Here is a 20,302-nt window from a genome sequence, read left to right on the forward strand (position 1 = left end):
AATTGTGGGATTTACAGACGAAACTGTACGTTTTAATCTTGATGATTCAAACAAAAAAGAAATTAGCGAGACTTTGACCGATGTCTACAAGTCACTCAATGATAAGGGCTATAATCCAATCAATCAAATCGTAGGTTACGTGCTGAGTGGAGATCCCGCTTATGTGCCTCGTTATAATAATGCTCGAAATCAGATTCGTAAATATGAACGCGATGAAATCGTAGAAGAACTGGTGCGTTATTATTTGAAAGGGCAAGGCATTGACCTCTGATGAGAATTATGGGACTAGATGTCGGCTCGAAAACAGTAGGCGTTGCAATTAGCGATCCACTTGGCTTCACCGCTCAGGGGCTTGAAATCATTCAGATTGATGAAGAGAAAGAGCAGTTCGGTTTTGAGCGTTTGACGGAGCTTGTCGAGCAATATAAGGTGGACAAGTTTGTGCTTGGCCTCCCTAAAAATATGAACAATACCAGCGGTCCACGAGTGGAAGCGAGTAAGGCTTATGGTGAGAAGATTGCCCAGCTTTTCCAAATTCCGGTCGAGTATCAGGACGAGCGTCTGACGACAGTGGCTGCTGAGCGCATGCTGATTGAACAGGCAGATGTCAGCCGCAGCAAGCGCAAAAAAGTGATTGATAAATTGGCGGCTCAGCTAATTTTACAAAATTATTTAGATAGAAACTTTTAGAAAGAATTGAGGAAACAATTATGGCACACGATCATAACCATGACCACGAACAGGCACAGCCTGAATTGATTACCTTGGTAGATGAGCAAGGGAACGAGAATCTATTTGAAATTCTTCTGACCATTGATGGTAAGGAAGAGTTTGGAAAAAATTACGTACTTTTGGTACCAGTAAATGCTGAAGAAGATGAGAACGGCGAAGTTGAAATCCAAGCTTACTCATTTACTGAAAATGAAGACGGCACAGAAGGCGAATTGGAACCAATTCCAGAAGACTCTGATGCAGAGTGGGATATGATTGAAGAAGTCTTCAACAGCTTTATGGAGGAGTAAAAAGGTCCGGGGGACCTTTTTAGCCCGAGCTTAAAAACTAGAAAGCGAGGAAGGTCCGAGGGACCTTTTTAGCCCGAGCTTGAAAACTAGAGAGCGAGGAAGGTCCGGGGGACCTTTTTAGCCCGGACTTAGAAATTAGGAAGCCAGCCAGTTGGAGAATTTATCATGGCTTGGCCACAGCTAGTTTCTTTACGAAGAATAGAAAAGAGAGAGAAGCGAGTGGTGATTCACATTTGAAGTCCGCTTCGCTTCTCTTTTTATGTAGGAAAAATGATGAATGAAATTGAAAAATGGTTGAACGGTCGTATTGGCCTAAACTTTCGTTCAGGTCTGGAACGGATGCAGAGAGCGGTAGATTTGCTGGGGAATCCTGAAGGGGCTTACCCCGTCATTCATGTGACGGGAACGAACGGCAAGGGCTCTACCATTGCTTTTATGCGGAATCTATTTGCCGATCAAGGGAAAAAGGTAGCTAGCTTTACATCTCCGCATATGATCAGCGTCCATGACCGTATTTGTATCAATGGCCTGCCGATTTCGGATGCTGATTTTGTTCGCTTGGGGCGGCAGATTCAGGAGATGGAGAATGAATTGGTCAAGACTCACGACCAGCTATCCTATTTTGAAATCTTGACCTTGCTAGCCTTTCTTTATTTCAGAGAGGAGCAGGTTGATCTGGCTCTCATCGAAGTGGGAATTGGCGGACTCTTGGACACGACCAATGTCTTGGATGGGCAAGTTGCAGTGGTGACATCGGTGGGCTTGGATCATCAGGAAACGCTGGGGCAGACGCTTACAGCGATTGCGGAGCAGAAGGCTGGCATTTTCAAGAGCGGTCGCTCTGCAGTCATTGGTCCCTTGCCAGAGGAGGCTCGTCAGGTCTGTGAACAGCGGGCAGCAAGTTTGGACTTGGATTTGTATGAATACAGGCGAAATTTTTCGTTTTCTGATGGTTCTTTTAAGAATAAAGACTTGATTTTATCGCATTTGGTCTTGGGATTGCAAGGTACTTACCAAGAAGAAAATGCAGCGCTGGCTTTGCAGGCCTTTCTGCTTTTTATGAAGCAAATGGGCTGGGAAATTGATTTTTCTATGCTTCCTTCATCTTTGCGGAAGACCCATTGGGCGGGGAGGCTAGAGGAAATTCGTCCGAATATCTATCTGGACGGTGCCCATAATTTGCCAGCTCTGGCGCGTTTGGTCGAGTTTATCAAGGGACAGAAGGGCAAGACATGCAGCCTGCTGTTTGGAGCTTTGAAGCGCAAGGATTATAGCGGCATGCTGGACTATTTGCAGGAGGCTCTGCCGGAGGTTCAGGTGACGGTGACCAGCTTTGACTACGGGGAATCTGTGGGGCAGGCAGAAGCTGCGGACTTTGACTATGTGGCGGATTACAGAGCCTTTATCGAGAATTTCAAACAAGAGCAGACGGCCGACCAAGTTCTTTTTGTAACGGGTTCACTTTATTTTATTGCAGAGGTTCGAGCCTACCTCCAGAGTGTATAAGTTGACCATAGAAAGCCCTGTTTGGTAAAATAGAAGTGGAACAAAGAAAGGAGAAACAAAATGAAAGTTTCAAAAAAATTAGTTCTTTCAGCCCTTACGGCTATGACCGCTTTTGTATTGGTAGCTTGTGGCAATTCTGGCCAAAATCCATCCAATCAAGCTGCTCAATCTCAAGCGAGTTCCTCCGTTTCTCAGTCATCTGAGACAGTGTCATCAAATAGCAAGGCAAGTAGCAATACAAACAGTAGCGTAAATACTAGTAGTTCAGAGGCTTCTACTTCCAGTCAAACGGCTGCTAGTGACTTAGATGGGACTTATAAGGCCACTCATGAAGGTGATGCTTTAACTCTAGAAGTTTCTGGAAATAAAGGAACCCTGACCAAAGTCGAACGCGACGGTGATCAGGAAATTGAACAGGTGCAGGTTGATCCGACTAATCAAACCATGATCGTTGGAGATGACGTTAAGCGTTATCGCGTAGAGGGAAAACAATTGACTCTGGAAGATTTATCGCAGGAAAATGATGATGATGACACAATCGTCTTCACCAAGCAATAATTTTCAAAAAGGAATATCTTACAAGAGGCTGGGCAGATGCTCCAGCTTTTTGCGTTTGTGGATAACAGAGTGCAGGAACTTCCTTTAACCTTGGACTAGAGGGCGTTTTTTGAAAAAATTTTGAAATTGCTGCTAATTATTGTTATACTAGATAAAATGTGAGATGAGGGAGGATTAGGATGAGTCTGGGCAAGTTTCGTTTGCTGATGTCCAAGTATGGTTTCAGCATCATTATCATGTTACTGGAATTATTTCTTGTTTTTGCGGCCTTTTTCTATTTTAATCAGTTGGTGCCTAATTGGTTGTCAGCCCTTGTCATTGTTTCTTTATATATTGGGACTATCTTGGCGATTGTCAATCGGAATATGCCTCCCGAAAGCAAGGTGACTTGGATTTTATTTGCAGTTGTGCCCGTTTTTGGATTCTTGCTCTATCTGATGATTGGAGAGCGGCGCCTTTCCAAAAAAGAAATCCAGCAGTTGGAAAAAATGGACTCAATGAAGTTTCGAGAGGACAACAGCTATGACCTGCGAGTCGAACTCAAGCAGGAAAATAAATCAGCCTTTGGCATTGTCAAGTCTTTGCTGAGTATGGATCACAATGCTGATGTCTACGATGGCACGGCTTCTCAGTATTTCCCCCTTGGCGAAGAGATGTTTGAGGCCATGCTGGATGATTTGCGCTCAGCCAAGAAATTCATTTTTCTTGAATTTTATATCATTGATCCAGGTCTGATGTGGAATCGTATCCTTGAGATTTTGGTAGATAAAGTCCAGCAGGGAGTTGAAGTCAAGCTGCTCTACGATGACATTGGCTGTATGGCGACCCTCTCGGGAGATTACACGAAAAGACTGCGCAAGATGGGAATTGATGCCCATAAGTTTAATAAGGTGATTCCGCGGATGACGGTAGCCTATAATAATCGTGATCACCGCAAGATTTTGGTGGTGGATGGGCAAGTCGGCTATACAGGCGGAATCAATCTGGCAGACGAGTATATCAACCATATCGTGCGCTTCGGGCATTGGAAAGATGGCGGTGTCCGTTTGGAAGGTCGAGCAGTGAAGGCTTTGACACGTCTTTTCTTGATGAATTGGTACATCAATCGCGGGGAAATTACGGATTTTGACCGTTACCATTTTGATAGCCGGCGAGTGGAAGGCAAGGGGCTTTACATCCCTTACGGGAGCGGGCCTAAGCCAATTTACAAGGAACAGGTGGGCAAGGCTGTCTATCAGAATATCATCAATCAAGCCATCGATTATGTCTATATCACGACCCCTTATTTGATTATTGACTATGATTTGACAGAGGATATCAAAAATGCAGCCATGAGAGGAGTGGATGTTCGCATTGTGACGCCATTTATTCCTGATAAAAAGCTGATTCAGATAGTCACTCGTGGTGCTTATCCAGACTTGCTGGAGGCTGGTGTTAAGATTTATGAGTACACTCCTGGTTTTATCCACAGTAAGAACGTTATTTCGGATGATGAGTTAGCCGTGGTCGGAACTATTAATTTTGACTACCGTAGTCTGGTGCACCATTATGAAAATGCTGTTCTTATGTATCAGACAGAAACGATTGCGAACATTAAGCAGGATTTTGAAGATTTGTTTGATGTTTCCAAAGAAATTTCTCTTGAAACCCTTCAGAATAGCTGGTACCAGCGTTTACTGAAGGAAATCATGCAATTATTTGCTCCGCTACTTTAAAGAGAGTGGGACAGAAATCGGTAATTCGTTAGAATTCGATTTCGTCGTCCCATCTCCGCACAGTTGAGTAGGGCTGTAAAAGCTGATGAAATCAGCGCAGTAGGGCCCACTCAACCACTGCGTCTTGCTCGACAATCCAAAGACAATTGAGAGGCTAGGACTTTTGTCCCAGCCCCTTTTTTCTGTCTTTTGCTGAGAGATTAGCTACAAATCCTGCTTTCTTGTGATTACTGCCTTTATTTTACGAATAGTAAGTAGGGGGCAGAGAATCAAAGGAGGATTATAGATGGAAATAGCAAAAATAATTTATCGGCTTTCTTGTCCAGAAGAGCGGCTAGTTTACCTAAGATTCCGCGATTTGGAGCGCTTGGCAAAGAAGAGACAGGAGGAGAAAGGGGGCCAAGATAAGGCTGACAGAAAGAGTGCTTTTTGATATACTATAGAGTATGGAAATCAAGGAGAACTTTTATGAACGATAGAAATCAACAGGAAAACGTGGAAATTTTAGTATCTATGTCCGCAGAAACCTGGCAAAATACGAGTGAGAGACGGCGGCTAGAGAAAATAATCGAGCCAGTTCCTTCTTTACAACTATTTTTTTGGAGTATCTTGGTCAGTTTGACCAGTGTCATCAATCCTCTACTAACCAACTTAGCCACCAATTTGCAATCGCAAAATCTATATGCTGGCTGGGCCTTGACTCAGGGAGAAGTTGCCTATGCAAATATTTATGGAACTAGCGGTCTTCTCTACTACTTGGTAAGCTGGTTGGGGAATTTATTTTTGGGTCAGCTATTGTTTTTACTTTTCCAAGTAGTGGCTTTGACCTTGGCAGGAGTATATCTCTTCCAGACAATTTCACAAATAACGGTTAGAAGTGGTCTAGCTCGCCAGATTACAATTCTGTTCTATTTGTTTGTGCTGACACTGGGATTTGGCGGAACCTATTCTATTATTTTTGCTTTCCCATTTATCTTTCGGAGTTTGTACCATCTCGTGAAGTACTTACAAGGGCGTGTCCGCGATGAGTCTTTTATTCGTTTTGGGATGGTTGGAGCCTTGGCTTTTCTAATCGAGCCAGCTTTTAGTCTGCTTTTTTACTCATTGACGACGCTGTTCTTGCTCTTGTACAATATCGCTGACAAGCGAAAAGCGCGTGGTTTTTATCAGTTGTTAGCAGGTCTATTAGGTTTTTCTCTAGTCTTTTATCCACTGGGCTACTATACAGTTTTGAATGGTTCTTTTGGTGTAGCGATTAGTCAAGCTACTTATGTTCTAGAGGCTTTTCGTCTCAATAGCAGCTATATATTCGATCATTTGCTCTATTATGGCTTACTTTTCCTAGTATTAGGTTTTGCGACAGCGTTGATGACGGCTTTTGCTTTCAAAGAAGAACCAACTGCCGCGCGTGGCATGCGCTTTATTGGGCTACTAGGTCTTCCTATCAGCTTTGTTGGAGTTCTAGGCTTGCCAGAGAAGGGTGCTTATCAATTGTTGACAACCCTGCCTTTTGCCCTACTATTATTAGCCTTGTGGCTAGATACAGGTGGAGACAGGGATGGACATGAAAGACGCCACCGTAAGCCTACCCAGGCTTCTAGCTGGAATCGTTACTTGGGCAAGCAACTCTTTCTGCCTTTGCTTGCGATGCTTTATCTCGTAGCTTATCCATTTGTAAATGAGTATATTCTATCCAATGGAGTTTCAGCAGAGAGAAATCTGGTTGCCCAACATATTCGTGAAAACAGCACTAGCAAGGATAGCATTTATGCTTGGGACAATACAGCTAGCCTCTATAAAAAAGCGCAGCGTTTATCAGCTGTTTCTCTATTGAGTCCGTCGCTTTATACAGGAACGGAGGAAAATCGCATTTTCTTGCGTAATGCTTTAAACGAGGCAAGTCCAAAGTTTATTTTAGTTAATAAAGATGTGAAACTCTTTTCGGACGTGAAAAAGAAAATTTCTCAAGATTATGAAGAAGTAAACCTAAAACTCAATCACTTCAAGCTTTATCAAATCAAGTAATTAAATCAATATGTTGTGTTTAAAATAAAAAAATAACAATTTCACCACAACATATTGATTTTTTATTTTGGAGTGATATAATGTTTGGTAGATGATTAATTGAGAAGAGGAAGTGTTTGTGATGATTTTAAGAGAAGCAAAATTTGATACAGCGCCTACCATCTACGTTGAGAAGCGAGACGGCCGGAGAGTAGCTTTTGATGTGACTAAGATCTATAAGGCTATGGTACGAGCGGCTCAGGATCTTGGTCCCATGACGCCTATGCTGGAAGCTAAGCTCGAAACCATCACAGACCGTGTTGTGGCAGAAATCAGCAGTCGCTTCGCTAAGTATGTCAAAATCTATGAGATTCAGAACATCGTTGAGCATGAGCTTTTAAATGCCAAGGAATATGCCATTGCAGAGAACTACATCACTTACCGCACTCAACGGGATTTTGAGCGCTCAAAAGCGACTGACATCAACTTTACTATTGACAAGCTTCTCAACAAAGATCGTACGGTGGTTAATGAGAATGCTAATAAAGACAGCGATGTTTTCAATACCCAACGGGATTTGACCGCAGGGATTGTCGGCAAGTCCATTGGACTTAAGATGCTGCCGCCTCATGTGGCCAATGCCCACCAGAAGGGGGACATCCACTACCATGATTTGGACTACAGCCCTTATACGCCGATGACGAACTGCTGTCTGATTGACTTTGACGGCATGCTGAAAAATGGCTTCAAGATTGGCAATGCAGAAGTAGAGAGTCCCAAGTCTATTCAGACTGCGACAGCTCAAATCTCGCAAATCATTGCCAATGTAGCTTCCAGCCAGTACGGCGGTTGCTCAGCCGATCGAATTGATGAGGTCTTGGCGCCCTACGCTGAGCTTAATTATCAAAAGCACCTCAAAGATGCAGAGCAATGGGTTTTGCCGGATAAGCAGGAAGAATACGCTTGGGCGAAGACCAAGAAGGATATCTACGATGCCATGCAGTCGCTAGAGTATGAGATTAATACTCTCTTTACCTCTAACGGTCAGACTCCTTTTACTTCGCTGGGCTTTGGTCTGGGGACCAACCGTTTTGAGCGGGAGATTCAGAAGGCTATTCTCAATATCCGTATCAAGGGGTTGGGAAGTGAGCACCGCACAGCGATTTTCCCTAAGCTGATTTTCACCCTTAAGCGTGGGCTCAATCTCGAGCCGGGAACGCCTAACTATGACATTAAAGAATTGGCTCTGGAGTGTGCCACCAAGCGCATGTATCCAGATGTGCTTTCCTATGACAAGATTATCGACTTAACTGGATCGTTCAAGGTACCGATGGGCTGCCGTTCGTTCCTACAAGGCTGGAAGGATGAAAATGGTCAGGAAGTCAACTCCGGCCGTATGAATCTTGGTGTCGTTACTGTCAATCTGCCGCGGATTGCGCTTGAATCCGAGGGGGATTTGGATAAATTCTGGGAACTTTTTAACGAGCGGATGAATATCGCTGAAGATGCTTTGGTCTACCGAGTGGAGCGGACCAAGGAAGCCAGTCCAGCCAATGCACCGATTCTCTATCAGTATGGAGCTTTTGGCCAACGCTTGGGCAAGTATGATCAGGTAGACCAGCTCTTTACTCACCGTCGTGCAACGGTTTCCCTGGGCTATATCGGGCTCTATGAAGTGGCAGCAGTCTTTTACGGCGTTAATTGGGAGACCAATCCAGAAGCCAAGGACTTTACAGTTGCTATTGTCAAAGATATGAAGCGTCGGGTGGAAGAATGGTCCGAGCAGTATGACTATCATTTCTCTGTTTACTCGACGCCATCTGAAAGCCTGACTGACCGCTTCTGCCGTTTGGATACAGAGAAGTTTGGCATCGTTCCAGATATTACTGACAAGGAGTACTATACTAACTCCTTCCACTACGATGTGCGTAAGAATCCAACGCCTTTTGAAAAGCTGGACTTTGAAAAGATTTATCCTGAAGTGGGAGCCTCAGGCGGCTTTATCCATTATTGTGAATATCCTGTGCTGCAGCAAAACCCCAAGGCTTTGGAAGCTGTCTGGGACTATGCCTATGATCGGGTTGGCTATCTGGGAACTAATACGCCGATTGACCGTTGTTACAAGTGTAACTTTGAGGGAGATTTCACGCCGACCGAGCGGGGCTTCACCTGTCCAAACTGCGGCAACAGCGATCCCAAGACGGTCGATGTGGTCAAGCGGACCTGCGGTTACTTAGGAAATCCGCAAGCTCGTCCAATGGTCAACGGCCGACACAAGGAAATATCAGCTCGGGTCAAGCACATGAATGGCTCGACTATTAAGTATGAGGGAGATTAAGATGGGAAAGTATCAATTGGACGACAAAGGAAAGGCTCAGGTGCAGCGTTTCCATGAAAAACATTCGCGGGGAGGCAATGGCAAAAAAGAGCGATTGGCCAAACTGCGTCAGCAATTTTTAGAAAAGAACAAGAAATAATAGAAGTCAGAGTGGGGCGCAAGGCGGTCTCACTCTCTTCGTATCAGGAGGATCTATGGAGCTGAGACGACCAGAACTAGAAGACAAGGAAAAGATTTTAGAGATGCTGGCTGACTTTGAAGCGGCTGGTAGCCGACAGGATGGCTTCTTTGGCGGAGCGGATTTTGTCTATGAGGACTGGCTGGAGACCATTCGGCTAGCTGAGGCAGGTCTAGGCTTGCCAGAAGGGTTTGTGCCTTATATTCAACTGGTCGCTTTTGCTGTGGATGGTCAGGCAATGGGCTTTCTCAATCTGCGCTTGCGGCTCAATGACCATTTGCTCCAAGAAGGCGGGCATATCGGTTATAGCATCCGTCCCTCTGCGCGTGGGAAAGGATTGGCCAAAGAGCAGCTGCGACAAGGCTTGCAAGTAGCTAAAAGTAAAAATATCAAACGTGCTTTAGTGACTTGTGATTGTGACAATGCTGCCAGTCGGGCAGTGATTCTGGCTAATGGCGGGGCTTTAGAGGATATTCGAGCTGGTAAGGAGCGTTACTGGATTGATATAGATTGAGGAGGGTTTATGGAATTACGACGACCAACTTTGGAAGATAAAGATGCTATTTTAGAGATGATTGCTGAGTTCGATGCTGCAAAATCCTATATGCATGGTGGCATGGGCTCTACTTGGAAACGAGCAAAGGATTATGAGGATTGGCTGAAAATTGTAGAACGGAAGGAAGATGTGGCAAACTTGCCAGCAGGTTGGGTTCCTGCCGTCCAATTTTTATCCTTTGATGAGACCGGCTTGCCTCTGGGCTTTTTAGCTCTGCGCTTGTCCTTGAATGACAAATTATTTGTGGAGGGTGGGCATATAGGCTATTCTATCCGGCCCAGTCAACGCAGAAAGGGCTTGGCCAAGTTACAGCTAAAGCTAGGGTTAGCAGAAGCTCGAAAGCAAGGACTGGAACGAGTGCTGATTACCTGCGATGAAGACAACGAAGCCAGCCGCCGTACCATTCTCTCTGCTGGCGGTGTTTACGAAAATACAATCGACAGAAGTCAGCGTTATTGGATTGATTTGGAGGATGAAGATGAACAATCCCAAACCTCAAGAATGGAAAAGTGAGGAGCTGAGTAAGGGGCGAATCATTGACTATAAGGCCTTTAACTTTGTGGATGGCGAAGGTGTCCGTAACTCCCTCTATGTCAGTGGCTGTATGTTCCACTGTGAGGGCTGCTATAATGCAGCAACTTGGTCTTTCAACGCCGGCATTCCTTATACCCAAGAGTTGGAGGAGCAGATTATGAAAGACTTGGCGGAACCCTATGTGCAGGGGCTGACCCTCCTAGGCGGCGAGCCATTTCTCAATACAGGCATTCTCCTGCCCTTGGTCAAGCGGATTCGGAGAGAGCTTCCAGACAAGGATATTTGGTCCTGGACGGGCTATACTTGGGAGGAGATGATGTTGGAAACGGAGGATAAGCTGGAGCTGCTGAGCCTGATTGATATTCTAGTGGACGGTCGTTTTGATATTACCAAGAAGAATCTCATGTTGCAGTTTCGCGGTTCTTCCAATCAGCGGATCATCGATGTGCAGAAGTCCCTTCAGTCAGGACAGGTAGTTATCTGGGACAAGCTCAATGATGGTTTGCAAGCCTATGAGCAAGTGGACCGAGATAGCTTGCTGTAATCGTCAAGATCAGAGCAAAATTTTCAGTATGAAAACAGGACGTTTGGTTCAATTTTGTCCATAATTTTTTAAATGTCCTTACTATATGCCAGTAGCTCTCTGAATTTCATGAGCGGAGCTCTAACTTACAGAATAAGGTGATGCCAATGCCTTGGTATCGCTTTATTTTTTCTGTATTTTAGCTTGAATTCGATTTCAAAATTGAAGTCGTTGACAAAAGAATAGGATTTTTTTACAATTATGTAATATTCTTAAGAAATTCTTAAAAAAATCATATTTTTATGCTATAATAGACTAGAGTAATTTCGCACAGAAAGTAGTAAGGTAAATGTATCAGAGAGCAAAAAAGTCTAAAAAGAAAAACAATCAATTAAAAATAGTTAATAGCACCCTCTTGGGTGTTTATACTTTGTTAGCGGCCTTCTTGATTTTCACAATTTTCCGCTATCATTTTCTAGCTTTTCGCTATGTGAATATCTTAGTGACAGCTCTTATCCTATCAGTGGCGGTTCTATCAGGATTCCTCATTTTCAAGGGGAAGGCAGGCAAGACCACTAGTGCTATCTTAATAGTAGCCCTGCTTGTGGGGTCAGTGTCTATGTATGCTGTAAAAGGCTTGGTCGACTTGTCAACAGGTGTCAACTCTACGTCCAACTACTCTGAGTATGAGATGAGTATCGTGGTGCCGGCAGATAGTGATGTTAAGGACCTCAAGCAGTTGACAAATGTCTTAGCACCGTCAGGCAATGACCAAGACAATATCCAAGCGCTGATGAAAAATATCAGTCAGACACAAGGGCATGAGCTGACAGTAGATACAGCATCTTCTTATCTCGCTGCCTATAAGTCGTTGACTTCTGGTGAAGCCAAGGCTATGCTCTTGAATAGTGTTTTTGAAGATACCATTCGTGGAGAAGACCCCGACTATGCTTCTAAGATTAAAAAAATCTATACTTACAAGATAAGCAAGAAGATTGATACAGCTATTGGCAAGCAAGATCCGAATGCAGAGGTCTTCAATATCTATGTCAGTGGTATTGACACTTATGGGCCAATTTCTTCTGTGTCACGTTCAGATGTCAACATTATCATGACAGTCAATCGTAAGACCAAGAAAGTCTTGCTGACAACGACACCACGGGATGCCTATGTTCCGATTGCAGATGGTGGCCTTAATCAGCCGGATAAGCTGACTCATGCGGGTATTTATGGCGTGGACGCTTCAGTTCACACCTTGGAAAATCTCTACGGTATTGATTTGAATTATTATGTGCGTCTGAATTTCACTTCCTTCCTCAAGTTGATTGACTTGCTGGGTGGGATTGATATTGAGAACGACCAAGAGTTTACTAGTCTGCACGGTAATTACCATTTCCCTGTAGGTAAGGTCCATCTTAACTCTGACCAAGCTCTAGGCTTCGTCCGTGAGCGTTATTCTCTAAATGGTGGAGATAATGATCGTGGTAAGAACCAAGAAAAGGTCATTGCAGCAGTCATTAAAAAGTTGACCTCGACAGATGCGCTGAAGAATTACAATGCCATTCTTTCAGGGCTACAGGATTCTGTCCAGACCGATATGAGTTTGGAGACGATGATGAATCTGATCAATACTCAACTGGAGTCAGGCGGAAGTTATAACGTGACTTCTCAGGCCTTGACCGGAACTGGAAATACAGGTCTGCCTTCCCATGCGATGCCAGAAGCCAATCTCTACATGATGGAAATTGATCAAAATAGTTTGGCAGCGGCCAAAGCAGCGATCCAAGAAGTAATGGAAGGGAAATAAAGCATGATTGATATTCACTCGCATATCATTTTTGATGTGGATGACGGCCCTAAGACACTAGAGGATAGCCGACGTCTGCTCGAAGAAAGCTATCGTCAGGGCGTTCGTACCATTATTTCTACTTCTCATCGCCGAAAGGGCATGTTTGAAACGCCTGAAGAAAAGATTGCAGCAAACTTCAAGCAAGTGCAGGACTTGGCCAAGCAAGTTGCTGACGACTTGACCGTGCTATATGGAGCGGAGATTTACTATACTAGTGATATTTTGAAAAAGCTAGAGGAAGGGACATTTCCCAGTCTAGGTGGCACCAAGTATGTCTTGATCGAGTTTAGTATGAATACACCCTACAAAGATATTCATTCCGCCTTGGGTAATGTCATTCGCCTAGGTATGACTCCGGTAGTGGCACATATTGAGCGCTATCACTGTCTGGAAAATGATGAAGACAGGGTCAGCGAATTGATCAATATGGGCTGCTACATGCAGGTCAATAGTTCAAATATTTTGAAGCCTAAGCTCTTTGGTGATCGTTACAAATTTATGAAAAAGCGTGTTCAGTTCTTTCTGGAACGGGACTTGGTTCATTTCGTTGCCAGCGATATGCACAATCTCGATGACAGGCCGCCTTATATGCAAAAGGCCTATCAGATTGTCGCGAAAAAATATGGAGCTGCGCGTGCGGAAGAACTCTTTAAAACCAACCAAGAAATCTTATTAAGTAACGAGTTTATTTAATCAATCAAACTCTGGAGAAAGTAAATACATGAATCAAGAAAATCAAATAATCGAAATCGATGTGTTGTCTTTGTTAAAGATACTTTGGAAACGGAAATTTTTAATTATCTTAACGGCCTTATTGACGGGGATTTTAGTTCTAGGTTATAGCGTTTTTATTGCCAAACCTACTTATAAGAGTACGACGCGTATCTACGTTGTCAATCGTCAGCAGGGCGAAAATCCTACATTGACAAACCAAGACTTGCAGGCCGGTTCTTATCTGGTAAAGGACTACAAGGAAATTATCCTGTCTCAGGATGTCTTGGCCTCCGTCATTTCAGAGTTGAAACTGTCAGGTTCGCCATCTGACTTGGCATCTAAGGTAACTGTGACCGTACCGACAGATACTCGGATTGTGTCTATTACGGTTACGCATGCGGATCCGGCAGAAGCTAGCCGTATCGCCAATACCTTACGTGAAGTCGCTGCTGAGAAAATCATCGCTGTTACCAAGGTATCCGACGTTACAACGCTAGAAGAAGCAGAAACACCCAAAACACCGTCTTCTCCGAACATCCGTCGCAATACCATCATTGGAGTGCTTGCGGGTGGTGTCTTGATGGTCATTGTAGTAGTGATTGTTGAGATCCTTGATGACCGTGTCAAGAAGCCAGAAGATATTGAAGAAACTTTGAGAATGACTTTGCTTGGTGTCATCCCAGATATGAGTAAGGTAGGTTAGGAGATACAATGCCAATATTAGAGTTAGCAAAAAAGAAAAAACTTTCTATTTCGAGGGTAGAGGAGTATTACAATGCTCTTCGAACCAATATCCAACTTAGTGGCGAGAACATCAAGGTTATTGCTGTGAGTTCTACCTTCCCGGGAGAGGGAAAGACGACAACATCAACCAATCTGGCCCTGACCTTTGCTAATGCGGGTTACAAGACTCTTTTGATTGATGCGGATATTCGAAATTCTAAGATGCTTGGTGGTGTTTTTAGGAGTAGTGAGAAAATCACAGGCCTAACAGAGTACTTGTCTGGGACTACAGACTTATCGCAAGGCTTGTGTGAAACGGATGAGGAAAATCTCTTTGTTATCACTTCAGGGCAAGCCTCACCAAATCCAACGGCACTTGTGCAGAGCGAAAAGTTTGAGGTAATGATGGATGTTCTCCGTCGCCATTATGATTATATTATTGTGGATACTCCTCCTATCGGTATGGTCATAGATGCGACTCTTATTTCCAAGTTTTGTGATGCAAGCATGTTAGTCGTTGCTAGTAATGTAGTGAAACGGAAAATGGTTCAAAAGTCTAAGACCCAGCTGGAGCAGTCCTCTACTCCTTTCCTTGGTGTAATCTTAAATAAATATAATGTCGAAGCAGATAAATACGGTTTCTATGGTTCCTACGGAAACTATGGAGATCGTTTGAGAGAAGAAAAGAAAAGCGAGAAGTAATGTATGTTTAGAAAGCAAAGGGAAATTCAAGAGTTAGGAGTAGCTGTATTGGAACTGCTGGTGTCTATGCTGGCAGCGGTTTTAGTGAGCCTTATTTCTAATTCTGACTTGACAAGGACAAGTGTCTTTATCCTCTCTTTGCTTCACATCCTTGCTTTTTACATCAGTAATTATTTTCATCACTTTTTCCGCAGAGGTTACTTTGTAGAGTTTATCCAAACTTTAAAATACAGTGTCTTCTATGCCCTCTTTGTCACTTTTGCTTCCTTTATCATGGAGGAACACTTTTCTATCTCTCGCCGGGGGCTGATTTATTTTATCTTACTAAATGGTCTACTAGTTTACGCGGCCAATATTTTGTTTAAAAACTACTATTCTTCTATTCATGCTCGGTCAAAAAACAGTACGAAAGTTTTTGTCATTACTACAAGCTCTAGGGTAGGAAAATTTTTTGCTCAAATTGAAAAAGCACAAGACTTTGCTGGTCAGATAGTGGCAGTAACAGTAGTGGATGATCCTTCTTTTACAAGCTCTGCTTTTGATGTGGTGCTGGAAAAAGATATGATTGAGTACGCGACCCGGTCAGTAGTGGATGAAGTGTTTATCAACCTACCTAGTGACCTCTATCGCTTAGAAGATTTGATTTCTCAGTTTGAGCATATGGGCATTGACGTCAATGTTAACATTAATGCTCTAGATTTTCCAACCAATGGAGAAAAGCGCATTCGCAATGTAGCTGGTTTTAATATCGTGACGTTCTCAACTCGCTTCTATAGTTATTATCATGTCCTTTTGAAACGACTTCTGGATATTGTTGGTGCCCTCTTTGGCTTATTGATATGTGGGATAGCTGCTATTTTCCTAGTGCCTCAAATCAAAAAAGATGGTGGTCCAGCTATCTTCTCTCAAGATCGAGTTGGGAAAAATGGTCGTATCTTTAAATTTTATAAATTCCGCTCTATGGCTGTGGATGCGGAAGAGCGTAAAAAAGAGTTGATGGCGCAAAATACGATGTCAGATGGTATGTTTAAGGTCGATAATGACCCTCGTATCACACCAATTGGACACTTTATCCGCAAGACAAGTCTGGATGAGCTGCCTCAGTTTTGGAATGTCCTAAAAGGCGATATGAGTCTGGTCGGTACGCGTCCACCAACTGTGGATGAATATGAGAAATACACGCCTGAACAGAAAAAACGTTTGAGTTTCAAACCAGGTATCACAGGCCTCTGGCAAGTTAGCGGCCGCAGTGAAATCAGGAATTTTGATGATGTTGTAAAACTAGATGTGTCCTATATTGATGATTGGACCATCTGGTCGGATATTAAAATTTTACTAAAGACTGTTAAAGTTGTATTAATGAAAGATGGAGCGAAGTAAGTGAGACTTCGCTTCCTTGATAGGAGAAAGATGAAGAAGTCCGTTTATATCATAGGCTCAAAAGGAATCCCTGCCAAGTATGGAGGCTTTGAAACCTTTGTTGAGAAATTAACAGAATATCAGCAAGATAGGAATATACAGTACTATGTAGCCTGTATGCGCGAAAATTCGGCTAAGTCTGGAATCACGGATGACCAATTTGAGCATAATGGGGCAATTTGTTTCAATATTGATGTGCCTAATATTGGGCCAGCCAGAGCCATTGCCTATGATATTGCTGCTGTAAATAGAGCGATTGAAATCGCTAAAGCAAATAAGGATGAAGCTCCTATTTTCTATATTTTAGCTTGTCGTATTGGACCTTTTATTGCTGGGCTTAAGAAGAAAATCAAAGCCATCGGAGGCAGTTTATTTGTCAATCCTGATGGGCATGAGTGGCTCCGTGCAAAATGGAGTTTACCTGTCCGTAAGTATTGGAGATACTCAGAGCAACTCATGGTCAAACATGCTGACTTATTAGTTTGCGATAGTAAAAATATCGAAAAATATATCCAAGAAGACTATAAACAGTATCAACCAAAGACGACTTACATCGCCTACGGGACAGATACAAGTAAGTCTGTATTAAAATCTGAAGACGAAAAAGTTCGTAATTGGTATCGGGAAAAAGGCGTTGCTGAAAACGAATATTATCTAGTTGTGGGACGATTCGTTCCCGAAAACAACTATGAAACCATGATTCGTGAATTTATGAAGTCTAATTCTAAAAAAGACTTTGTTCTCATTACAAATGTGGAACAAAATAAGTTTTACGATCAGTTGCTCAAGGATACAGGTTTCGACAAAGACCCAAGAGTCAAATTTGTTGGGACTGTATATGATCAAGAATTGCTCAAGTACATACGAGAGAATGCTTTTGCTTATTTCCATGGCCATGAAGTTGGTGGGACAAACCCATCGCTTTTAGAAGCTCTTGCTTCAACAAAACTTAATTTATTGCTAGATGTTGGCTTTAACCGTGAAGTTGGTGAAGACGGAGCCATTTATTGGAAAAAAGATGAGCTGGCGCGTGTAATCGAGGAAGTGGAACGATTTGATGAAGGTGCTATTTCGGAATTAGACAAAAAATCTAGCCAACGAATTGCGGATGCGTTTACGTGGGAAAAGATTGTGTCGGATTATGAGGAAGTGTTTAAAGGGTAAAGAATGAAACGGATTTTATATTTACATGCTGGTGCAGAAATGTATGGAGCAGACAAGGTTTTACTGGAATTAATCAAAGGATTAAATCCCCAAGAATTTGAAGCTCATGTTATCCTGCCTAATGACGGTGTTTTAGTCGAAGCCTTACGCCAAGTTGGCGCTCAGGTTAGCGTGTTGGATTATCCGATTTTACGTAGAAAATACTTTAATCCTAAAGGGATTTTGGAATATCTGAAATCTTATCGTCGTTACTCCCAAAAAATTGCCCAATATGTGCGTGAAAATGGAATAGATCTTGTACATAACAATACAACAGCTGTCTTGGAAGGAATCTATCTCAAAAGAAAGGTGAAACTTCCCTTGATCTGGCACGTTCATGAGATTATTGTTAAGCCCAAGGCTATTTCAGATTTTATCAACTTCTTGATGGGGCGTTATGCAGATAAGATTGTAACAGTCTCTCAAGCTGTGGCCAGTCATGTCAAACAGTCTCCCTTTATCAAAGAGGGTCAGGTTCAGGTTATCTATAACGGAGTGGACAATGCGATCTATCATCCGATGCAGGTAAGCGCAGTGCGTGAAAAATTTGGTATCCCAGAGGATGCTCTCGTCATTGGTATGGTTGGACGTGTCAACGCGTGGAAGGGGCAAGGAGATTTTCTAGAAGCTGTGACACCGATTTTGGAGCATAATCCGAATTCCGTAGCTTTTCTAGCGGGGAGTGCCTTTGCTGGTGAAGAGTGGCGAGTTGAAGAATTAGAGTCTAAGATTTCCAAATCAAGTGTAGCCTCACAAATCAAACGAATTGATTATTATGAGCATACGACTGAGCTTTATAATATGTTTGATATCTTTGTCTTACCAAGCACCAATCCCGATCCACTACCAACAGTGGTACTAGAGGCTATGGCTTGTGGTAAGCCAGTAGTCGGATACCGTCATGGTGGTGTTTGTGAAATGGTTGCTGAAGGAACCAATGGCTTACTGGCAAGCCCAGGACAATCACAAGAACTATCGGATGCGATTTTGGAGTTGGTTTCTGATCCAGAAAAACGGCTCCAATTTGGCCAAGCATCAGTAAGAAGACAAGGAGAATCGTTTTCTTTGGAATCTTATATCCGTAATTTCTCAGAATTATATAAGAGTTATAAAAATGAATAAAGAAACAATAAAGAATAAATTAAAACCAATTGTTTATCCTATCATTAATTTTATTTCTAGGAGAAGATTAAAAAACAAACAGTTCACCATTATTTGTGATAATTGTTGGGCTGGAAAAGTATACCAAGAATTAGGTTTGCCCTACCAAACACCCTTTATCGGGATGTTTGTTTTTTCTCCTGATTATATCAAGATGCTTAAGAATTTGAAATACTATTTGAGCGGAAATATCTCGTTGAAATTTGTTAAGGAATCAAAGTACATTGAAAAATTTGATAATGCTTATCCAATAGCACTCCTTGACGATATCGAGCTTCATTTCTTGCACTATGCAGATGAAGAAGAAGCTACTTAGAAATGGCAACGCCGTTTGGCACGCATTCATTGGGATAATTTGTATTTTAAGTTCAACGACAATGATGCTTGTACTTACGAGTTGATGAAAGAGTTTGAAGAGCTTCCATATAAGGGTAAGGTCATCTTCTCTTCGAAGAATGATAGTGATCTACCTTCCTTAGTTCATTTCAAATTAGCAGAGAAGCAAGGACATGTTGGGATTGGTTTGAAAACTTACCACCGCTATTTTAATGCTGTTACCTGATTGAATAAGGATGGGGAAGATTTAACATAAAATAAAAATTTAGGTGAAGAATCTATGAAACTACTTTTAACTGTTGTAATTCCAGTTTATAATGTCGAAAAGTATTTAAAACGTTGTATAGAAAGCGTACTTGTCCAAGGGTGGCATAATTATGATATTGTGCTTGTAGATGACGGAAGTACAGATAGTTCTCCTCAAATCTGTGATGATTATGTTAAAGCTTATGACTTTATCTCAGTTATTCATAAAGAAAATGGAGGGGTCTCTGAAGCTCGTAACACAGGTATTTCTAATGCTGAGGGAGAATATGTTTATTTCCTAGATTCAGATGATTGGATTGAACCGAATACATTTAGTGATTTAGCTGAGGTTATTGAATCAGATCAGTATGATATTATTTCCTTCAATCAAGAATTTGTAAAGAGTGAACATGATATTATAAAATCCGATTCAAAACGGACTAAACGATTAACTGGAAAAGAAGCTCTTATAGATATGTTTTCTTATGGCTTTATTACTGGTTTTACCACTGATAAGATATATCGAAAAGCATTGTTCACTAAGAATACTATCCAGTTTCCAGTTGGCAAGTATTATGAGGACCTTGGTACCAATTACAAACTCGTTCTTGCTGCTAAGAAGGTTTATGCGACAAATCAGAAGTACTATCACTACTTAATCGATAACCCGGATTCCATTACACAGTCTTGGAATGAGAAGAAGTTTAGAGATATGTTTGGGTTCTACAAAGAAGTTTTTTATTCTGATTTTGTTCGTTCTCAATTGAACCAAGAGGAGTTACACATCTCACAGCTTTATTATGTAAATGGTTTGACGCACATACTTGCCAGTTTGTATAAATCCAAATTAGATAAAAATTATGGTGAGATTACAAGTGAAGTGCAACAGGAATTAGAAAAAAATAAAATGACGTGTAGTGAAGTGAAATCTATTCCAAATAGAATCAAATATTTGTTGTATCGTTTGCATTTATTGAAGCTGGCTTTCGCTATACAAGGGATGAAGTGAGAAAAA

The 20,302-nt window shown here is 42.3% G+C and carries 21 protein-coding genes and 1 pseudogene; all 22 read left to right on the plus strand.

The window, feature by feature from the left end; all coding sequences use genetic code 11:
- The first annotated feature begins 4 nt into the window (after positions 1–4).
- The 22 genes and pseudogenes from D8790_RS00405 (at position 5) to D8790_RS00515 (ending at position 20,296) form a co-directional block, all read left to right on the plus strand.
- Positions 5–271 carry an IreB family regulatory phosphoprotein gene (locus D8790_RS00405; protein ID WP_005592119.1) on the plus strand — a complete coding sequence of 89 codons (267 nt, stop codon included), beginning with the start codon at positions 5–7 and terminating at the stop codon, positions 269–271.
- A complete protein-coding gene (gene ruvX / locus D8790_RS00410; protein ID WP_005591497.1) occupies positions 271–690 on the plus strand; it encodes a Holliday junction resolvase RuvX in 420 nt (139 codons plus the stop codon). Before D8790_RS00405 ends, ruvX begins: the two co-directional genes overlap by 1 nt.
- Before the next feature lie 20 nt (positions 691–710).
- The gene (locus tag D8790_RS00415) at positions 711–1,022 is read left to right on the plus strand and encodes a DUF1292 domain-containing protein (protein WP_005591498.1); all 312 of its coding nucleotides are present in this window, start codon (positions 711–713) and stop codon (positions 1,020–1,022) included.
- Positions 1,023–1,295: 273 nt separating this feature from the next.
- A complete protein-coding gene (locus D8790_RS00420) occupies positions 1,296–2,528 on the plus strand; it encodes a bifunctional folylpolyglutamate synthase/dihydrofolate synthase (RefSeq protein WP_125387554.1) in 1,233 nt (410 codons plus the stop codon).
- Positions 2,529–2,588: 60 nt separating this feature from the next.
- Positions 2,589–3,086 (plus strand): SP_0198 family lipoprotein, encoded by a 498-nt coding sequence (locus D8790_RS00425; RefSeq protein WP_125387186.1) that lies wholly within the window; start codon positions 2,589–2,591, stop codon positions 3,084–3,086.
- Between the two features lie 179 nt (positions 3,087–3,265).
- Positions 3,266–4,801 (plus strand): cardiolipin synthase, encoded by a 1,536-nt coding sequence (gene cls, locus D8790_RS00430; protein ID WP_125387187.1) that lies wholly within the window; start codon positions 3,266–3,268, stop codon positions 4,799–4,801.
- A 286-nt stretch (positions 4,802–5,087) separates the two neighbouring features.
- Positions 5,088–5,234: a hypothetical protein gene (locus D8790_RS10465; protein WP_185761877.1), complete on the plus strand. Its 147-nt coding sequence runs from the start codon at positions 5,088–5,090 to the stop codon at positions 5,232–5,234.
- 35 nt (positions 5,235–5,269) lie between these two features.
- Complete coding sequence (locus D8790_RS00440; protein WP_125387188.1) at positions 5,270–6,826, plus strand: heme transporter CcmD; 1,557 nt, start codon at positions 5,270–5,272, stop codon at positions 6,824–6,826.
- Positions 6,827–6,947: 121 nt separating this feature from the next.
- Entirely contained in the window at positions 6,948–9,143 is a 2,196-nt protein-coding gene (nrdD, locus tag D8790_RS00445) for an anaerobic ribonucleoside-triphosphate reductase (RefSeq protein ID WP_125387555.1), read from the plus strand.
- A 1-nt stretch (position 9,144) separates the two neighbouring features.
- A complete protein-coding gene (locus D8790_RS00450; RefSeq protein WP_005592063.1) occupies positions 9,145–9,282 on the plus strand; it encodes a hypothetical protein in 138 nt (45 codons plus the stop codon).
- Positions 9,283–9,337: 55 nt separating this feature from the next.
- On the plus strand, positions 9,338–9,835 hold the full coding sequence (locus D8790_RS00455) for a GNAT family N-acetyltransferase (RefSeq protein ID WP_125387189.1): 498 nt from the start codon (positions 9,338–9,340) through the stop codon (positions 9,833–9,835).
- Positions 9,836–9,844: 9 nt separating this feature from the next.
- A complete protein-coding gene (locus tag D8790_RS00460) occupies positions 9,845–10,390 on the plus strand; it encodes a GNAT family N-acetyltransferase (protein WP_125387190.1) in 546 nt (181 codons plus the stop codon).
- Positions 10,356–10,955 (plus strand): anaerobic ribonucleoside-triphosphate reductase activating protein, encoded by a 600-nt coding sequence (nrdG, locus tag D8790_RS00465; RefSeq protein WP_061910173.1) that lies wholly within the window; start codon positions 10,356–10,358, stop codon positions 10,953–10,955. Before D8790_RS00460 ends, nrdG begins: the two co-directional genes overlap by 35 nt.
- Positions 10,956–11,283: 328 nt before the next feature.
- Positions 11,284–12,741, plus strand: coding sequence for an LCP family glycopolymer transferase CpsA (cpsA, locus tag D8790_RS00470; protein WP_125387192.1), 1,458 nt, complete (start codon positions 11,284–11,286; stop codon positions 12,739–12,741).
- A 3-nt stretch (positions 12,742–12,744) separates the two neighbouring features.
- Positions 12,745–13,476 carry a capsular polysaccharide biosynthesis protein Cps4B gene (gene cps4B, locus D8790_RS00475; protein WP_125387193.1) on the plus strand — a complete coding sequence of 244 codons (732 nt, stop codon included), beginning with the start codon at positions 12,745–12,747 and terminating at the stop codon, positions 13,474–13,476.
- A gap of 28 nt (positions 13,477–13,504) precedes the next feature.
- A complete protein-coding gene (locus D8790_RS00480; RefSeq protein ID WP_125387194.1) occupies positions 13,505–14,200 on the plus strand; it encodes a CspC family polysaccharide chain length determinant protein in 696 nt (231 codons plus the stop codon).
- An 8-nt stretch (positions 14,201–14,208) separates the two neighbouring features.
- Positions 14,209–14,922: a tyrosine-protein kinase gene (locus D8790_RS00485; protein WP_125387195.1), complete on the plus strand. Its 714-nt coding sequence runs from the start codon at positions 14,209–14,211 to the stop codon at positions 14,920–14,922.
- A gap of 3 nt (positions 14,923–14,925) precedes the next feature.
- Positions 14,926–16,302 carry a sugar transferase gene (locus D8790_RS00490; RefSeq protein ID WP_125387196.1) on the plus strand — a complete coding sequence of 459 codons (1,377 nt, stop codon included), beginning with the start codon at positions 14,926–14,928 and terminating at the stop codon, positions 16,300–16,302.
- 30 nt (positions 16,303–16,332) lie between these two features.
- Positions 16,333–17,505, plus strand: coding sequence for a beta 1-4 rhamnosyltransferase Cps2T (gene cps2T / locus D8790_RS00495; protein WP_125387197.1), 1,173 nt, complete (start codon positions 16,333–16,335; stop codon positions 17,503–17,505).
- Between the two features lie 3 nt (positions 17,506–17,508).
- On the plus strand, positions 17,509–18,666 hold the full coding sequence (locus D8790_RS00500) for a glycosyltransferase family 4 protein (RefSeq protein WP_125387198.1): 1,158 nt from the start codon (positions 17,509–17,511) through the stop codon (positions 18,664–18,666).
- Positions 18,659–19,267, plus strand: a pseudogene (locus tag D8790_RS10770) (DUF1919 domain-containing protein). Before D8790_RS00500 ends, D8790_RS10770 begins: the two are co-directional and overlap by 8 nt.
- 54 nt (positions 19,268–19,321) lie before the next feature.
- Positions 19,322–20,296: a glycosyltransferase gene (locus tag D8790_RS00515; protein ID WP_125387200.1), complete on the plus strand. Its 975-nt coding sequence runs from the start codon at positions 19,322–19,324 to the stop codon at positions 20,294–20,296.
- The last annotated feature ends 6 nt before the right edge of the window (positions 20,297–20,302 follow it).

This window comes from Streptococcus cristatus, from assembly GCF_003943535.1.
GTDB classification, from domain to species: domain Bacteria; phylum Bacillota; class Bacilli; order Lactobacillales; family Streptococcaceae; genus Streptococcus; species Streptococcus cristatus_L.

Excerpts from the sequence above, each read along its gene's own strand:
- ruvX (WP_005591497.1), top strand. The coding sequence starts at position 271 with ATGAGAATTATGGGACTAGATGTCGGCTCGAAAACAGTAGGCGTTGCA.
- D8790_RS00415 (WP_005591498.1), top strand. The coding sequence starts at position 711 with ATGGCACACGATCATAACCATGACCACGAACAGGCACAGCCTGAATTG.
- D8790_RS00420 (WP_125387554.1), top strand. The coding sequence starts at position 1,296 with ATGAATGAAATTGAAAAATGGTTGAACGGTCGTATTGGCCTAAACTTT.
- D8790_RS00425 (WP_125387186.1), top strand. The coding sequence starts at position 2,589 with ATGAAAGTTTCAAAAAAATTAGTTCTTTCAGCCCTTACGGCTATGACC.
- cls (WP_125387187.1), top strand. The coding sequence starts at position 3,266 with ATGAGTCTGGGCAAGTTTCGTTTGCTGATGTCCAAGTATGGTTTCAGC.
- D8790_RS10465 (WP_185761877.1), top strand. The coding sequence starts at position 5,088 with ATGGAAATAGCAAAAATAATTTATCGGCTTTCTTGTCCAGAAGAGCGG.
- D8790_RS00440 (WP_125387188.1), top strand. The coding sequence starts at position 5,270 with ATGAACGATAGAAATCAACAGGAAAACGTGGAAATTTTAGTATCTATG.
- nrdD (WP_125387555.1), top strand. The coding sequence starts at position 6,948 with ATGATTTTAAGAGAAGCAAAATTTGATACAGCGCCTACCATCTACGTT.
- D8790_RS00450 (WP_005592063.1), top strand. The coding sequence starts at position 9,145 with ATGGGAAAGTATCAATTGGACGACAAAGGAAAGGCTCAGGTGCAGCGT.
- D8790_RS00455 (WP_125387189.1), top strand. The coding sequence starts at position 9,338 with ATGGAGCTGAGACGACCAGAACTAGAAGACAAGGAAAAGATTTTAGAG.
- D8790_RS00460 (WP_125387190.1), top strand. The coding sequence starts at position 9,845 with ATGGAATTACGACGACCAACTTTGGAAGATAAAGATGCTATTTTAGAG.
- nrdG (WP_061910173.1), top strand. The coding sequence starts at position 10,356 with ATGAACAATCCCAAACCTCAAGAATGGAAAAGTGAGGAGCTGAGTAAG.
- cpsA (WP_125387192.1), top strand. The coding sequence starts at position 11,284 with ATGTATCAGAGAGCAAAAAAGTCTAAAAAGAAAAACAATCAATTAAAA.
- cps4B (WP_125387193.1), top strand. The coding sequence starts at position 12,745 with ATGATTGATATTCACTCGCATATCATTTTTGATGTGGATGACGGCCCT.
- D8790_RS00480 (WP_125387194.1), top strand. The coding sequence starts at position 13,505 with ATGAATCAAGAAAATCAAATAATCGAAATCGATGTGTTGTCTTTGTTA.
- D8790_RS00485 (WP_125387195.1), top strand. The coding sequence starts at position 14,209 with ATGCCAATATTAGAGTTAGCAAAAAAGAAAAAACTTTCTATTTCGAGG.
- D8790_RS00490 (WP_125387196.1), top strand. The coding sequence starts at position 14,926 with ATGTTTAGAAAGCAAAGGGAAATTCAAGAGTTAGGAGTAGCTGTATTG.
- cps2T (WP_125387197.1), top strand. The coding sequence starts at position 16,333 with ATGAAGAAGTCCGTTTATATCATAGGCTCAAAAGGAATCCCTGCCAAG.
- D8790_RS00500 (WP_125387198.1), top strand. The coding sequence starts at position 17,509 with ATGAAACGGATTTTATATTTACATGCTGGTGCAGAAATGTATGGAGCA.
- D8790_RS00515 (WP_125387200.1), top strand. The coding sequence starts at position 19,322 with ATGAAACTACTTTTAACTGTTGTAATTCCAGTTTATAATGTCGAAAAG.